We start from the raw sequence: 14,687 nt of genomic DNA on the forward strand, positions 1-14,687 counted from the left end.
CGAGGTTGGTGAGGCTGGTGACTCCGCCGTCTTGCCAGCTGATGAGGTGGTGGGCGTCGCAGTAGATGGGTGGGGCGTGGCAGATGACGCAGCCTTTGTCGCGCTGGTTCAACGCGTTGCGCAAACCGTTGGTGACGTAGCGGAACTCGCGTCCGACATCCAGCGGCTGGCTGTCCGAGCCCAACACGATCGGGATGATCCCGGCATCGCACGCCAGCCGGCGGATCCCGGCGGCGGACAGGCCGTCGCCGTAGGTGAGGTCACCGGTGGCGTGGCGGCCCGCCTCGAGCAGGTCGTTGAGGTTGATCGTGACGGCGATGTGCGGCTTGATCCCGCCCCGGGTGGGCAGGTCACCGGATGCCAGGGCGATGTCGAGGGTGTCGATGAGGGCGTCGGCTTGGCGTTTGCCGCGGGAGCGGGGGTCTTGTTCGCCGTCGTCGGTCTTGTGGGGTTTCGCGCCGGCCTGGAGGACGGTCTGGAGTTTTTCGGCGTTCTCGCCGGCGAGGTAGCCGCCGAACTTGACGCCGTCGTCGGCTTTCTTGACCCAGACTTCTTCGCGGGCTCTGGCGGCGGCTTCGCGGGGTTCGGGGCCGTCGGTGTCGAGGATGTTGCGGACCTGTTCGCCCAGGCTGCGCAGGTCGCTAGGGTTCATGTGCCGGGCGGCCTGGACCATCGCGTCGGCGGCGGCGTCGAGTTCTTCGACGGGGATGTTGGCGCGTTTGGGGAGTTTCTCCAGCGCGGACACGATCGCGTCGGCCTGCGCCGACGACAGCGCCACGGCGTTGTCGGGCAGGTCGTTGCCGGGGGCAGGGAGGGCGGCGGCCACGGTCGGGTAGTTCGGGAGTGCGAGGGCGAGGCGGACGCGGCGGCGGGCTTCGGTGGGGTCGAGGCGGTAGCGTTTCTCGAGCAGCCGGGCGGTGTCGTGGGCGCCGATCTCTTCGGCGTACTTGATTTCGTCCAGGCGGCGGATGACCTGGTGGCGGCGGGCCAGCAGTTCTTCGATCGCGGTCTCGATGACGTCGGAGTCGGACAGCAGCTCGTCGCCGCTCATCGTCTCCACCGCCCGGTCGTCCATGGCCACAACGTTAGACGAGTCCGGGGACAGTTTCGGGCTGGAAAGCCCTTATCCACAAGGTGAATTCCTCACCACTTCACATCGACCAAGTACCTGTAGGTTGTTTGAAGCGCTGGGCTCGTTCGGCGTTCGCGCCGGCGGCTACGCCACTCGAGTTCGACAGCAGCCGACTCAACGCCGCCTCTCACTTTGACGCCCTTGCAACCCCAGCAACCGACCTTCGTCCCTGCACCGAGTGAACCACCGCGACAACCGGGTTGGCCTGTAGTTCTTGCCTGTAGTTCTTGCCTGTAGGTCTTGCCTGTAGGTCTTCGCCCCACGACCGTCGCTCCCGGCACTGCCTAAACCACAACGGAAGCCGGTCTCTATGTAGTTCTTCGCAACTGGGAGCCCGGCACAGCGTGAACCACAGCAGCAGCCGGGACGGGCCGTTGCTCTTCGCCGTTGCTCTTCGCCGTTGCTCTTCGCCGTTGCTCTTCGCCGTTGCTCTTCGCCGTTGCTCTTCGCCGTTGCTCTTCGCCGTTGCTCTTCGCCGTTGCTCTTCGCTGTTGCTCTTCGCTGTTGCTCTTCGCTGTTTGATTGTTGCCCAAGGCACCCATTGGCCGGCCAGGGTGTCTTGCCTGTGTGGGGTCAGCGCCAGATCAGGTGGTCGGCGGGGCCGCCGGGGACTGGTTCGAAGGTTACGTTTTCGTCGGGGACGGCTTGGCCGGTGGTGTCAATGAAGGCTACTGAGACGAGTTCGCCTGTTTGGGTGTTGCGGCGGAGGACTGTGGGGCCTTCTTCGCGGGGTTCGTAGATGTCGCCCCATTGCTGGAGGGCGGCGAGGGTCAGCTTGAGGTCCTTGCCGGCCTGGGTGAGGTGGTAGGAGGAGCGGGTGCGTTCGCCTTCGGCGCGGTAGTCGTGCTTCTCGAGGACGCCGGCTTCCACCAGGGTGTGCAACCTGGCGGTGAGGATGTTCGGGGCGATGCCGAGGATTTCTTTGAACTCGGCGAAGCGGGTGTTGCCTCGGTGAGCCTCGCGGAGGATCAGGAAGGACCAGCGGTCGCCGATGACCTCCAGGGTGCGGGCGATCGAGCAGGTCGGTCGAGCTGTTTCAGTCTTCATCGGGCCTCCGCTTCCAAATTACCCCGTACTGCTAGCAGCCCCGCCACTCCGAAAGCCAGGACCGTAAGCACGCCGATTGCCAGGACGCCAAGGAGCAATGCCGTGCTGAGCCCGGAGGCGGTAGCGATGGCGCCCAGCGACAACGCCACCGCGCCTTGACCGACGTAGGCCACCAAGTAGACCGCAGAGACGGTACCGCCTCGGTGGTGGGCCGGTGCATGGGTGGCGACGAGCCCCAGTCCACCAGAGAACAGCAGGCCATAGCTGACTCCGCCGAGCAGGCTGGTCACGATGAACAGCAGCAGCGAATGCGTCTGCGCCGAGACCTCCAGCAACGTCAGCGCCGCAGCAACGAAGCCCGTACCGACGAGAACCTGCCGTCCTGCCGGGAAGCCACGAGTCAAGATCGCCGTCACCCCACCAGTCGCCGACAGGATCGCGAGCACCAGCCCGGTCACGAAGATGTTGGTCGACCCGATCAGGTCACGAGCCAATTGGGCGCCCAAGGCAAGGAACACCGTGCCGAACGCGAACGACGTCGTCACCGCGAGCGCAGCAGCGGCGTACAGGAGCCGGATCCCCTTGGGCACCCTGATCGGGCGCGGGCGCCACCGGCCCTGGCTCTCGTCCTTGGTGTGCCGCGGCATCGCCCACACGAACGGGAACACCGCAGCGATCACCGCCACCAACACCCAGAAGTCCAGATGCCGCGGCGCCGGACCGTACTGGATCAGCCCGCCACCAACAATCGTCGCCAACGACAACCCGACCGTCGTCGCCGCAGTCGTCACAGACGAGGCCCGCGCAGCCTTCCCGCGAGCACTGAACTCGACCGCGGCAGCCGTCGCCGGCGCCAGCGCCAACCCGACGCCCACCCCCATCAGCGCCCGCCCGGCATAAACCCAACCGACCGACGGGGCCACCGCGAACAGCAGCACCCCACCGAGCATCGCAGCCAGCCCGTAGAGCATCGTCGTCCGCCGCCCGATGTAGTCGGACAGCTGCCCGAACACCAGCAGGAACACCACGAGCACGATCGGATAGACCGCGAAGATCGCCGTCGTAGCGGTCGGCGTCAGATGCCAGGTTCGAGCGTAGAGCGGGTACGTCGTGGTCGGCGCCGCGCTCGTCCAGAGGCTCAGCCCCGCGACAGCCGCCGCGGTCCAGAAACTGGCCTTCCGGCTCAACGTCCGCGGTTCCCGCGCGGTCACGACAGGTAGTTCGAGTGTGGTCATGCTGATCCTCAACACCTGAATATCGATTTGCAATCCAGCTAAGCCTATGACCTGGGTCACACCACTGCCTGACCTTCAGCGGGTCAGGCTGGCATTACGGCCCCGACGCATACTCGGAGACATGAACGGAAGCGGGGAGCTCGGCGAGTTCCTGAAGGCAAGGCGAGCGCGACTGCTCCCCGAAGACGTAGGCCTCAAGACCTACCTCGACAAGCGCCGCGTACCCGGTCTGCGCCGCGAGGAGGTAGCGCTCCTCGCGGGAATCAGCGCCCCGTACTACACCCGCCTCGAGCAGGGACAGTCCCACCGAGCGTCGCCCGAGATCCTCGACGCCATCGCCCAGGCCCTCTGCCTGACCGAGTCCGAGCGAACCCACCTCCGCCTCCTCGCCGACGCCAAACAGCGTCGCCCCTCCACCCGCCGGCCCGCCCCCGAGCGCGTCACCGACGCGACGACTGCTCTCCTGGATGCCCTGAACGACGCGCCGACGATCGTGCTCGGGCGCAGTACCGACGTACTGGCCTGGAACCAGCTCGGACATGCCCTGTACGCCGGCCACCTACTGCCCGACGCACCCCGGCAACCGTCGACCCGGCCCAACATGGCAAGGCTGGTGTTCCTGGACGCGCATCTGCGCGAGCTCTACCCCGACTGGCTGAGCAAGGCCCGCGCCGTGGTCGGCAACCTGCGAATCGCGGTCGGCCGGAACTCCGACGATCCCCTGCTGCTCAACCTGATCGGCGAGTTGACCGTCAACAGCCCCGAGTTCGCCTCCCTCTGGGGTGACCACCGCATCCAGCCCTGCGACGTCGCGGCCTATGCGATGAACCACCCGCTGGTCGGCAGCCTGACGGTCACCCAGCAGACGCTGCAGAGCCCCTCGCGACCGGACCAGTACATCGTCGTCGCCACCGCCGAGCCCGGCTCGCCGTCCCAGACCGCGCTGAACCTGCTCGCCCAGGCGACCGCGCCCACCAAGACTTACCAACCCACCTGACAACACCCAAAACCCAACAAAACAAGGGATACCCATGTCCAGAATCAAGGCGCTCTCAGCCGTCGCACTAGCCGCAAGCCTCGCCGCAGTCGGCCTCCAATCGACCGCCGTCGGCGCAGCAGCGGCCGGCCCGTCGTCTCCCAGCCTCTCGGCCGCCGCCGTCGCCTCCCGCGCGACCGCTGCCCGCATCGCAGTGCACTTCGACCTCGCAGCCGGCCAGACGCCCGAAAACGTCGCGCTAGCCCCCGGCGGCGTCCTCTACGTCACCTTCGCCGTCGGCCGCCAGATCGCCCGAATCGACCCCGACGGCACCACCCGCATCCTCGCCACCCTCCCCGCTCCCGCCGACGGCGCCAACCACACCCCCGTCCTCGGCTTCCCCCTCACCTCCGGCATCGTCCGCGACACCAACGGCACCTTGTACTTCCTCTACGCCACCGGTACGACGGACCTGACCGGCCTCTACCGCCTCCGCCCCGGCGGCAAACCCGAACGCATCGCACCCCTCCCAGCCACCGGCCTCCCCAACGGCCTCGCACTCGACAAGCGCACCGGCACCCTCTACATCGCCGACTCAGTCCTCGGCACGATCTGGCAAGTCCCGAAGACCGGCGGCACGCCCAAGGCCTGGTCGACCGCACCAGAACTGGCCAGCACCGGCTTCCTGGGTGTCAACGGCGTCAAGCTCCGAGACGGCGCCGTCTGGGTCACCAATCTCGACAAAGGCACGGTCCTGCGGATCCCCATCGATCACCACCAGCGGGCCGGCCAGCTCCAGACCCGCGCGACCGGCCTGCCCGGTATCGACGACTTCGAGTTCACCGGTCACGGCGACGACCTCGTGGCGACGATCGACTCGGCCGGCACCCTCGTCCTGATCCGCCCCGACGGCACCCGCAAGACGCTGCTCACCGGCGCCGACGGTCTCCAGAACCCGACCTCGGTCGCAGTACGGGGAAACACGGCCTACGTACTCAGCGCCGCCTACCTCACCCAGCAGGACCCCAACCTCGTCATCGCCCGCATCCACTAGGCACGACCGCACGACCGCACGACCGCACGACCGCACGACCGCACGAGCTGGCGACGATTGCGCCCGGGCCACCCGGATGCAAGCCTGGCCCCGTGGCCATCGGAGATCGTGAGCTGCGCGGACGCCGGCAGGAGAACGCCGTACTCGACGGCGTGATCGACGCCGCGCGGGCCGGCCGGGCCGGCGTACTGGTACTCCGCGGCGAAGCCGGTGTCGGCAAGTCGGCCCTGCTCGACGCGTTCGTCGCCCGCGGCAAGCGATGCCAGGTCGCTCGGGCCGCGGGCGTCGAGTCCGAGATGGAGCTCGCGTACGCCGGACTGCAACAGCTCTGCCAGCCGTTCCTGGGCCGGCTCGACCACCTGCCGCCGCCTCAACGCGACGCCCTCGGTACTGCGTTCGGCCTGGTGAACGGATCGGCGCCGGACCGGTTCCTGGTCGGCCTGGCCGTCTTGAATCTGCTCAGCGACGCGGCCGACCAGCAACACCCCGTGGTGTGCGTCGTCGATGACGCCCAGTGGCTGGACCGGGTGTCCGCGCAGGTACTCGCCTTCGTCGCCAGGCGGCTGGAGGCCGAGTCGGTGGTGCTGGTCTTCTCCGTCCGCGACGGCGAGGAGCACGAACTGACCGGCCTCCCCGAGCTGGAGATCCGCGGCCTCGACGGCGACGACGCGCGGGCGCTGCTCGATTCGGTACTGCCCGGGCTCGCCGACCAGCGCGTCCGCGACCGGATCGTCGCCGAGACCCGTGGCAACCCGCTCGCCCTGCTCGAACTGCCACTCGCCTGGACCACCGCGGAACTCACCGACGGATTCACCTCGGGAGGTCTGGCCGGCCGGATCGAAGAGGGCTTCGCGCGACGACTCGAACCGCTCCCCGCCGACACCCGGCTGCTCCTCCTCACCGCCGCCGCCGAACCGCTCGGCGACGCGACCCTGCTCTGGCGCGCGGCCGAGCAGCTCGGTCTCGGCGCTGACCCGGCAGCGGCCGCGATCGAGTCCGGGCTGATCAGCTTCGGCCAGCACGTCCGGTTCCGGCATCCGCTGGTGCGCTCGGCGGCGTACCGGATGGCCTCACCGCAGGATCGGCAGGCCGTGCATCGGGCCTTGGCCGAGGTGACCGACCCGGCGGTCGATCCGGATCGGCGGGCCTGGCACCGCGCCCAGGCGACGGCGCGACCCGACGAAGACGTCGCGGCCGAGCTCGAGAACTCTGCTCACCGGGCCGCCGGCTGCGGTGGTCTCGTCGCGGCCGCCGCCTTCCTTGAACGCTCGGCGGCGTTGACACCCGAGCCCGCCCAGCGCGCCCGACGAGCCCTGGCAGCAGCCGGAGTGATGCGCAGTTCGGGCGCGCTGCGCAGCGCGCTCACCCTGCTCGGAAGCGCTGCCTCGGGACCACCGGACCCACTCCGGGCCGCCGAGATCGAACGCCTGCGGGGAGAGATCGCCTTCGACCAAGGGCACGCCGGCGACGCTGCCCGGCACTTGCTCGACGCGGCCAAGCAGCTCGAACCGCTCGACCCCGGCCAATCGCGCGAGACCTATCTCGAGGCGTTGTCGGCCGCGATGTGGTCCACCGGATCTGAGGCCCCGGCCATCCTGATGGAGACGGCGAACGCAGTACCGGCTGCCACTGGATCGGAGCGGCCGGTCGACCTCCTGCTCGACGCGCTCGCCTTGCGCTTCACCCGTGGATATCCAGCGGCCGCACCGGTGCTCGCCAAGGCACTCGCCCATGCTCTGCAGACTGAGATCGGCGCCGACGAGGTCAGCAGCTGGCTCTGGCTGGCCGGGAACCGCGCGGGCGGCACGATCGCGCTCGAGGTCTGGGACTTCGGCGCGGCGCTCGAACTCGCCCTCCGGCAGGACCGGCTGGCTCGCGAGTCGGGCGCGCTGGTGCAACTGCAGTTCGCGCTCAACTTCCGGGCCAACCTCCTGTGCCTGACCGGCGAGCTGTCCGTCGTGGCCGGGCTGCTCGAGGAGGACCGTCGGATCGCGGCCGCCTCGGGCAACCCGCGAGTGGCCTACGGCAACCTCATGCTCGAAGCGTTCCGGGGCAACGAGGCGACGGCGACCCACCTGATCGACACGACCATCCGCCAGGCGACAGCCCGCGACCAGGGTCGGATGACGGCGTTCGCGACGTACGGGAGGGCGGTGCTGCACAACGGCCTCGGGCGGTACGACGTTGCGCTGGAGGCGGCCCGCCAGGTGTTCGAGCAGGATGTCGTCGGGTACGGCGTACTGGTGGTGAGCGAGCTCGCCGAGGCAGCGTCGAGGACCGGTGACACCAAGCTGGTCGAGGCCGCTCTCGCGTGGCTGACCGAACGGACCAGCGCCCTCCCGACCGACTGGGGGCTCGGGATCGAGAGCCGTGTCCGCGCATTGCTGACGTCGGACGAGGCGGCGTACCGCGAATCGCTCGACCGGCTCAACCGGACCAGCCTGCGCGTCGAGATCGCCCGCGCCCACCTCCTGTACGGCGAATGGCTACGCCGCGAGGGTCGTCGCGTCGATGCCCGCGAGCAACTCCGGGCAGCCCACGACCTGCTGATCGAGATGGGACTCGGAGGATTCGCCGAGCGTGCCCGGCACGAGCTGCTCGCCACGGGTGAGACCGTCCGCAAGCGCTCACCCGAGACGGCCAACGACCTCACCGCGCAGGAGGCCCAGATCGCCGGCCTGGCCCAGGACGGCCTGACGAACCCGGAGATCGCTGCGCAGCTGTTCATCAGCCACCGGACTGTCGAGTGGCACCTGCGCAAGGCCTACTCCAAGCTCGGCATCACCTCCCGGCGGCAGCTCCGCGGCGCGCTCGCCCGCTCCCCTGCCTGACGCACCAGAGCCTTCCACGGATGCGAACGACCGCTGCCGGCACCGGATCGCCAGTACCAGGCTCTGCCCGTCGGCGAGTTCGCCGGTGGTGCGCCTGTGCGGAGTTCAGTGACCCGGACGGCAACGGGTGGATCCTCGTGGAGGCGCCTATTGTGGCAACTCCATGAAGGAGATGGTGACGCCCGCACTCGACCCGCAGCGAACGGAGTAATGATGAGCGAACTGGACGGCCAGACCGTCGTGGTGATCGGCGGCAGCCTGGGGATCGGGCTGGAGACCGCCCGGCTGGCGCGGGCCAAGGGCGCCAAGGTGATCATCACCGCCCGCAACGCCGAGCGGCTCGAAGCGGCCGGACAGGAGCTGGGCGCGGAGACCGCTGCCTTCGACGCCACCGACTTCGCCCAGCTGACGAGCTTCTTCCAAGGCCTGCCGACCCCGATCGACCACGTCCTCGTCACCGGCCCAGGCCCGTACTACGCTCCGCTGCCGGAGCTCGACCTCGACAAGGCCCGCGAGGACCTCGAGTCGCACCTGCTGCTCCCGATCCTGATCAGCAAGCTGGCGATCGGCAAGGTGCGCCCCGGCGGCACCCTGCTCTTCATGGGTGGCACCGGCGGCCGCAAGAGCGCACCCGGGATGTCCGTCATCGGCGCGCTGACCGCCGCGGGACCCGCCCTGACCAGGAATCTCGCCGTCGAACTCGCCCCGATCCGGGTCAACCTGATCGCGGCCGGCTTCGTCGACACTCCCCTGTCGGCGACACTGCTCGGCGATCAGCTCGACGCCCGGCGCGAGCAGCTCCGATCGACGCTGCCGATCGGCCGGGTGGTCGGCCCGGAGGACATCGCCACCCTGGCCGTCCACCTGATGACCAACACCGCCCTGACCGGGGCCACCTACGACATCGACGGCGGCCAGCAACTCGTTTAACCAAATGTGAAGACGTAGGCCTCCGCGCCGGCTTCGAGAAAGGTGATCTCCACCGTACGGTCCCAGACCGGCCCGTCCTGCCGGATCAGCTGGTACATCCGGCCGGCCTCGAGCAACCCGTTGCCCTCAGCATCGACGTCGATCCCGTGGGACGCGCCCGGCGGCTGCCCGTCGAGCAGCACCCGGAACGGAATCGGCTCACTCCGCCGCGACGACAACACCAGATGCGCATCCCTGGCACGGAAGGGGAAGGCGATGCTGCCACCCGCCTTGTCCAGTACGACGTACTCCCGCTCAACCCTCCAGTCGCCGGCCAGCCCCTCGATCGGCCCACCACGCGTGTACCCGAGGTAGGTCTCCGGAGTACGCAGACTGGCCCAGTCGGCCTCCGCCTCGACGCCGACACCCACGACCGACGGCGAGACCAGCTCACGCTCGATCCCGAGCAGTTGCTGGATCACGCGCTCGGACTGCTCGTACCTGCCTTCGCCGAAGTGATGATCGCGGATCTTGCCGTCGCGATCCACGAAGTACAGGGCCGGCCAGTAGTGGTTGGCGAACGCTGTCCAGATCCCGTAGTCGTTGTCGAGGGCAACGGGATAGTCGATCTCCCGCTCGGCGACCGCCAGCCGGACCCGGTCCAGCTCGTGCTCGAAGCCGAACTCCGGCGTGTGCACCCCGACGACGACCAGCCCGTCGTCGCGGTAGGCGCGCGACCAGGCCCGGACGTACGGCTCGGTGCGCAGCCAGTTGATACAGGTCAGGGTCCAGAAATCCACCAGCACCACCTGGCCGCGCAGCCGGTCCAGGGCCAGTGGCGCGGTGTTCAGCCAGGCCGAGGCCCGGTCGAACGACGGCATGTGCATCCCTGCGAACATGACCACCCCTCCAGTCGGAGTCAGCCCCTGCGTTCGATCGCCCGGAGCGTCTTCTCGAACGCCTTGCCGAGGATCCGCCGGCCGCCGACGGTCAGCAGCGCGCCCAGCAGCTTGCCCTTGACGCCCATCCCGACCCGGTCGACGACGACCGCGATGTCGGTCTTGCCGTCGGGCCGCTCGGTCAGCGTGTACTCGTGACCGGAGCCCGGGCCCCACAGGTTGGACTCGGTCGTCTTCAGCACGATGTGGTGCGGGTCGGTCCAGTCGTAGGACAGCCGCTCCCAGATACCGTTCGAGCCCTCGGTGACGTCGGCATGGCCGGGGCTCTGGCTGTGCACCTTCAGGTAGCCGTCGGTGCTGTTGCCGAACAGGTCCCCACGCCCCGGGCCGAAGTCGGTCAGGCCGGCGATGAATTGCTCAGGTGTCGCGGTGGTGCTCTGGGTGAAGCGAATTGTCGCCATACTCGAACCATACCGGCGGCGAGGCGGCCTGGCGGCCACCTCGCCACTGCCTGTGGACGGTTACTCGGGCAGGTCGGCGCCGGACTGTTCGGCGACCATGTACGCGGCGTACCAGGCAGGCCACTGCTCATCGTGTTCGCCGGTGCGCTTCTCGTGTTCGCCGTGCGCGGTCGCCGCCCGGATCAGGGCGTCCTGGACGTCCTGCACCGAGGCGTAGGTGGTCTCGCCGGAGTCGATCCGCCCGGGCAGGCGCTTCGTGATCTCCTGCAGAAGCCAGGTGTTGCCGTCGGGATCGCTGAAGGTCGCGAACGAGCCGTAGCTGGCCCCGTCCTCGGCCCGGCCACTCTCGCGCCCCTCGCCGTCGGCGGCGAACTGGGCACCCGGCGCGACGCTGTGGAAAACCTCGCTGACCTTGGCTCCCTTGGCCAGCAGCTCCTCGCGAGCGGCCTCGATGTCGGAGACGACCAGGTAGAGCCCCTGGGCCGAACCGGCCGGCGCCGAGGTGATCTTCGACCCGAACTGGACGGACGCCGGCGACCCCGGCGACGTGAACTGCACGACCCGGAAGCCGTTGTCGAACGCGAAGTCGGCGTCGAGCCGCCAGCCGAGATCGCCGTAGAACGTCTTCGCCCGGTCCACGTCGGTGACCGGGATGACAACCGCTTCGAGCTTCAGATCGCTCATGACTCTCTTCCTCCTGAGTAGGACTGGTGACTACACCCTCGCGCTCCAGCCCCCACTCTCGCACCAGTACGACCCCCTGGTCATCGCACGGGCCAGAACCTGGCGGGGCGGATTCCGGAGGCGCATCATCGGCAGTATGGGGTGGTACGTCGTGCGGATCCAGGTGCGGATGGGCTGGCCCGCGTCGGCGTCCGAGCTCCACGAGATCCGCTACGCCGGGCGCCGGCTGCCCTGGCCGATGCGGCTGCGCGCCGACCTCTGCTTCGTGCACGGCGACGTGGAGTTCACCCTCCGGACCCGGAGTCAGACCCCGGCAATGGCGATCCAGCAGGTCAGGCTCGCGCTGCCGATGCTCCGGTTGCGGCGTGAGCTGGTCCGGCAGATCGACGTACGGCGCCTGCATCCGCTCCCCTCCCACCGGGAGCTACTGGCCACCTGGATGCCTCCGCCGGACCGGCCGCGACTCGTTCGGCGACGCTCCGTCGGCCGCTGAATCCAGCGGGTGACAAGAACAATTCGCCCAGAGTTGTTCAGCTTCTGTTCGCCTGCGGCAGTGAGGATCGGGGTCACGTCCAGGATCCAAGGAGCAACGCAATGTCTCTCGATCGTCGTTCTGTCCTCCGGGGTGCCGCCGTCGGCGCCACGGGTGTCGGCTTCGCCGCCGTCGGCGCCGTCCCCTCGCTCGCCGAGGCGACCCCCGAGCCCGCTGAAGGCGGCTCGCGGCCGTTCCCGACCAACCGCCCGTTCCCGCCGCTGATGGACGACCCCAAGGGTCTGCTCGCGCTGCCCCCGGGCTTCAAGTACACCGTCGTCACGCACGCCGGCGAGACCACGCTGAAGAGCGGCCACAAGACTCCGACGCTGCACGACGGCACGGCGGTCTTCGGCAACGGCACCAAGCAGTACACGCTGATCCAGAACCACGAGATCAGCGGCAACGACCCGCTCGGCGTACCGCAGATCGCCGGTACCGTCTACGACTCCGGCGTCGGCTCGGCCGGCGGCTGCACCGTCATCTCGGTCGACCGCGACGGCACCAACCACGGCGAGTGGGTCGGCATCTCCGGCACCCTCACCAACTGCGCCGGCGGCCCGACGCCGTGGGGCACCTGGTGGACCTGCGAGGAGACCGAGAACAAGGCCAACGGCACCACCCGGCTGAAGGACCACGGCTACGTCTTCGAGGTCTGGGGCGACGGCAAGACCGCGCACCCGGTGCCGCTGAAGGCGCTCGGCCGGTTCGCCCACGAGGCGGTCGCGGTCGACCGGGACAAGCAGCACGTGTACCTGTCCGAGGACGCCTCCGGCCCGAACGGATCCTTCTACCGCTGGACCGCCCCGGCCGGCTACCGGCTCGGCAAGGAGAGCTGGCAGGACCTGCAGGACGTCAACTTCGGCACCCTCGAGGCGATGGCGATCCTGAACGACGACGGCAAGCCGATCCCGGACGTCGCGTACCTGACCTCGGCGCAGCTGCTGCGCCCGTTCCGGGTCGCCTGGGTGCCGGTACCGGACCGCGACGCCGTCTCGGTCTCGGCCCGCAAGCAGTTCACCGACGGCCAGGTCACCCGCGGCAAGAAGTTCGAGGGCGTCTACGGCACCCACGACGGCGTCTACGTGGTCAACTCGTTCGCCAAGATGGGCACCACCGACATCCCGGCCGACGGCGTCCCGCACGAGGGGATGATCTGGTTCTACAACTACAAGCACCAGACCATCCAGCTGGTCACCTACTTCCCGGCCAACCCGGCCGCCGACAAGGGCGCCGCGGCGAAGTACGACGACTTCAACTTCGACGCGCCCGACAACGTGACCGTCACCCCGTGGGGTTCGCTGATCCTGGCCGAGGACGGTCTGGCCAGCAGCCACGTGCTCAGCTCGGTCCCCGGCGGCCCGACGTACGCGATCGCCCGCAACATGCTCAACGACTCCGAGTTCACCGGCCCGACCTTCTCCGAGGACGGCAAGGTGCTCTTCGTCAACATCCAGACGCCTGGTATCACGCTGGCCATCACCGGCCCGTGGCGCGACTACCTCGGCTGAGACCGAGCTGCTGATCGGCCGGCAGTGCGCGGTTGCGCGCTGCCGGCCGTTTCATGTCCAGGCCAGCTTGTGCAGTTGGTTCAGGTACGCGTCCACGTGGGATTCCAGGGTGGAGGCGTCGAACATGGCCGGGGTGTAGGAGATCTTCGCGGTGAGCAGGCCGCCTGGGCGCTCGTCGATGGTCCACAGACCATCCAGCGGCACTGCCACGCCGTGTGGGCGGGAGCCGGGGCGGCGGTCGAAGGACTCGTAGGTCGCCGCCGGGCCGAATGCTCGGGGCTGCCGTCGGCCAAGCGGGATGTGCTGGAACGGCATCAGGACGAAGGACTCGTCAGCCAGCAGCAGGCCGGCGTCCGGTACTTCTTCCAGCAGCCGCAGGATGGGAAGTTCGTTGCGGTAGGCATCCAGACAGGTGCGGCGTACCTCGGCGAGTGCTTCTCCGGGGTCCTTCGCCGTACTGAGGTCTGTGCGGAGCAGGAGCGCGTTGAGGAAGAAGCCGACCGTCTGGTCGAGCTCGGGCCGGCCGCGGCCGGCGGTCAGGGTCGGGACGGTGAGGTCGGTGGCGCCGGTCAGCTCGCGCAGGGTGAGCAGGTACGCCGTCAGGTGGACCATGAACGGCGAGCACCTCGCCCGGCGCGCCGTCTCCGCGAGTCGCTCCGCGAGCGCTGGGTCGATGTCGAACCGGAGTTGGCCGCGGATGCCGTCGTCCTTCGGCTCCCTCGGCCGATCGGAGGGCAATGAGGTGACGTCGACCTCGGCGAGCTTGGCCGACCAGTAGTCGAGTGCCCTTGCAGCGCGCGGGCTGTCACGCCGCGCCTGGTCGTCGACAGCGAACTCCGCATAGGTGCTGGCAGCAACGGGTTGCGGCAGACGACCTTCGATGCGGGCCGCGTAGCAGGTGGCGAGGTCGCGGACGAGTAGATCCATCGACCATGCATCGGCTGCGGAGTGATGGGCGACGAGCGCCAGTACGCCGTCCGCGGGGGCGACCTTCGCGTAGTACACCCAGAGCAGCGGTGATCGGTCGCCCGGATGGTCGCGGGTGTCCAGGCTGTCGAGGAAGTCGTCGGGGTCGCCGCCGACGTCTCCACCGCGCTCGGTGAGGTCGATGGACTCGAACCGGCCCACGCCGGGCTCGTGGATCTCCTGCCAGGGCATGCCGTCGCCGCCGTGCAGGGTGGCGCGCAGTGCGTCGTGCCGGCCGATCAGCTCGGTGACCGATGCCCGCAGCAACTCCTCATCGACGGACCCGCTCACCCGGTACGCCGCGCTGATCACGAACGCCGGCCCGGTCGCCTGCCCCGGATGCAGCACATCGAAAAATCGCAGCAGGTGCTGCGGGAACGACAACGGTACCCGCATCACAAGCCCTCCCGAGTCCCCATCAGCCCCGGACGAAACCAAAATCCCCCGCCC

At 68.9% G+C, this 14,687-nt stretch carries 13 protein-coding genes; 6 read left to right on the top strand and 7 right to left on the bottom strand.

The genetic code is table 11. The features are described from left to right. From ABD768_RS29125 to ABD768_RS29135, 3 genes are all read right to left on the bottom strand, one after another. Window positions 1-1,075, bottom strand: a 1,075-nt coding sequence (locus ABD768_RS29125) for an HNH endonuclease signature motif containing protein (protein WP_344845937.1), incomplete at its 3' end; no start/stop codon positions are given. A gap of 630 nt (window positions 1,076-1,705) precedes the next feature. Continuing rightward, window positions 1,706-2,179: a winged helix-turn-helix transcriptional regulator gene (locus ABD768_RS29130; protein WP_344845939.1), complete on the bottom strand. Its 474-nt coding sequence runs from the start codon at window positions 2,177-2,179 to the stop codon at window positions 1,706-1,708. Next, a complete protein-coding gene (locus ABD768_RS29135) occupies window positions 2,176-3,414 on the bottom strand; it encodes an MFS transporter (RefSeq protein ID WP_344845941.1) in 1,239 nt (412 codons plus the stop codon). Before ABD768_RS29135 ends, ABD768_RS29130 begins: the two co-directional genes overlap by 4 nt. A 121-nt stretch (window positions 3,415-3,535) precedes the next feature. Here ABD768_RS29135 and ABD768_RS29140 point away from each other — a divergent pair, with 121 nt between their 5' ends. The 4 genes from ABD768_RS29140 to ABD768_RS29155 all read left to right on the top strand — a co-directional run bounded on the left by ABD768_RS29140 (window position 3,536) and on the right by ABD768_RS29155 (window position 9,205). Continuing rightward, window positions 3,536-4,411, top strand: a complete 876-nt coding sequence (locus tag ABD768_RS29140; protein ID WP_344845944.1) for a helix-turn-helix transcriptional regulator — start codon at window positions 3,536-3,538, stop codon at window positions 4,409-4,411. A 34-nt stretch (window positions 4,412-4,445) separates the two neighbouring features. Further along, window positions 4,446-5,444, top strand: a complete 999-nt coding sequence (locus ABD768_RS29145; protein WP_344845947.1) for a hypothetical protein — start codon at window positions 4,446-4,448, stop codon at window positions 5,442-5,444. Window positions 5,445-5,536: 92 nt separating this feature from the next. Then, entirely contained in the window at window positions 5,537-8,275 is a 2,739-nt protein-coding gene (locus tag ABD768_RS29150) for a helix-turn-helix transcriptional regulator (RefSeq protein WP_344845950.1), read from the top strand. A gap of 213 nt (window positions 8,276-8,488) precedes the next feature. Continuing rightward, complete coding sequence (locus ABD768_RS29155) at window positions 8,489-9,205, top strand: SDR family oxidoreductase (RefSeq protein ID WP_344845952.1); 717 nt, start codon at window positions 8,489-8,491, stop codon at window positions 9,203-9,205. Here ABD768_RS29155 and ABD768_RS29160 read toward each other — a convergent pair. The 3 genes from ABD768_RS29160 to ABD768_RS29170 are packed head-to-tail and all read right to left on the bottom strand — an operon-like array spanning window position 9,202 to window position 11,228. After that, window positions 9,202-10,083, bottom strand: a complete 882-nt coding sequence (locus tag ABD768_RS29160; protein WP_344845955.1) for a redoxin family protein — start codon at window positions 10,081-10,083, stop codon at window positions 9,202-9,204. The genes ABD768_RS29155 and ABD768_RS29160 overlap by 4 nt on opposite strands. A gap of 20 nt (window positions 10,084-10,103) precedes the next feature. After that, window positions 10,104-10,544: a hypothetical protein gene (locus ABD768_RS29165; protein WP_344845958.1), complete on the bottom strand. Its 441-nt coding sequence runs from the start codon at window positions 10,542-10,544 to the stop codon at window positions 10,104-10,106. Between the two features lie 60 nt (window positions 10,545-10,604). Beyond that, window positions 10,605-11,228, bottom strand: coding sequence for a VOC family protein (locus tag ABD768_RS29170; protein WP_343965504.1), 624 nt, complete (start codon window positions 11,226-11,228; stop codon window positions 10,605-10,607). A gap of 136 nt (window positions 11,229-11,364) precedes the next feature. Between ABD768_RS29170 and ABD768_RS29175 the strand changes: the two genes are divergently transcribed. Together ABD768_RS29175 and ABD768_RS29180 are read left to right on the top strand one after the other, a co-directional pair. Beyond that, window positions 11,365-11,721 (top strand): hypothetical protein, encoded by a 357-nt coding sequence (locus tag ABD768_RS29175; protein WP_343965506.1) that lies wholly within the window; start codon window positions 11,365-11,367, stop codon window positions 11,719-11,721. Window positions 11,722-11,822: 101 nt separating this feature from the next. After that, a complete protein-coding gene (locus tag ABD768_RS29180; protein WP_344845961.1) occupies window positions 11,823-13,271 on the top strand; it encodes an alkaline phosphatase PhoX in 1,449 nt (482 codons plus the stop codon). A gap of 51 nt (window positions 13,272-13,322) precedes the next feature. Here ABD768_RS29180 and ABD768_RS29185 read toward each other — a convergent pair whose 3' ends face one another. Continuing rightward, entirely contained in the window at window positions 13,323-14,633 is a 1,311-nt protein-coding gene (locus tag ABD768_RS29185) for a condensation domain-containing protein (protein ID WP_344845963.1), read from the bottom strand. Window positions 14,634-14,687: the final 54 nt, after the last annotated feature.

Source organism: Kribbella ginsengisoli, assembly GCF_039537185.1.
Lineage (GTDB): Bacteria > Actinomycetota > Actinomycetes > Propionibacteriales > Kribbellaceae > Kribbella > Kribbella koreensis.

Bases quoted from the DNA above. Each gene is read 5' to 3' on its own strand.
- ABD768_RS29185 (WP_344845963.1), bottom strand. From the start codon at position 14,633: ATGCGGGTACCGTTGTCGTTCCCGCAGCACCTGCTGCGATTTTTCGAT.
- ABD768_RS29160 (WP_344845955.1), bottom strand. From the start codon at position 10,083: ATGTTCGCAGGGATGCACATGCCGTCGTTCGACCGGGCCTCGGCCTGG.
- ABD768_RS29145 (WP_344845947.1), top strand. From the start codon at position 4,446: ATGTCCAGAATCAAGGCGCTCTCAGCCGTCGCACTAGCCGCAAGCCTC.
- ABD768_RS29135 (WP_344845941.1), bottom strand. From the start codon at position 3,414: ATGACCACACTCGAACTACCTGTCGTGACCGCGCGGGAACCGCGGACG.
- ABD768_RS29175 (WP_343965506.1), top strand. From the start codon at position 11,365: ATGGGGTGGTACGTCGTGCGGATCCAGGTGCGGATGGGCTGGCCCGCG.
- ABD768_RS29130 (WP_344845939.1), bottom strand. From the start codon at position 2,179: ATGAAGACTGAAACAGCTCGACCGACCTGCTCGATCGCCCGCACCCTG.
- ABD768_RS29155 (WP_344845952.1), top strand. From the start codon at position 8,489: ATGAGCGAACTGGACGGCCAGACCGTCGTGGTGATCGGCGGCAGCCTG.
- ABD768_RS29170 (WP_343965504.1), bottom strand. From the start codon at position 11,228: ATGAGCGATCTGAAGCTCGAAGCGGTTGTCATCCCGGTCACCGACGTG.
- ABD768_RS29140 (WP_344845944.1), top strand. From the start codon at position 3,536: ATGAACGGAAGCGGGGAGCTCGGCGAGTTCCTGAAGGCAAGGCGAGCG.
- ABD768_RS29180 (WP_344845961.1), top strand. From the start codon at position 11,823: ATGTCTCTCGATCGTCGTTCTGTCCTCCGGGGTGCCGCCGTCGGCGCC.
- ABD768_RS29165 (WP_344845958.1), bottom strand. From the start codon at position 10,544: ATGGCGACAATTCGCTTCACCCAGAGCACCACCGCGACACCTGAGCAA.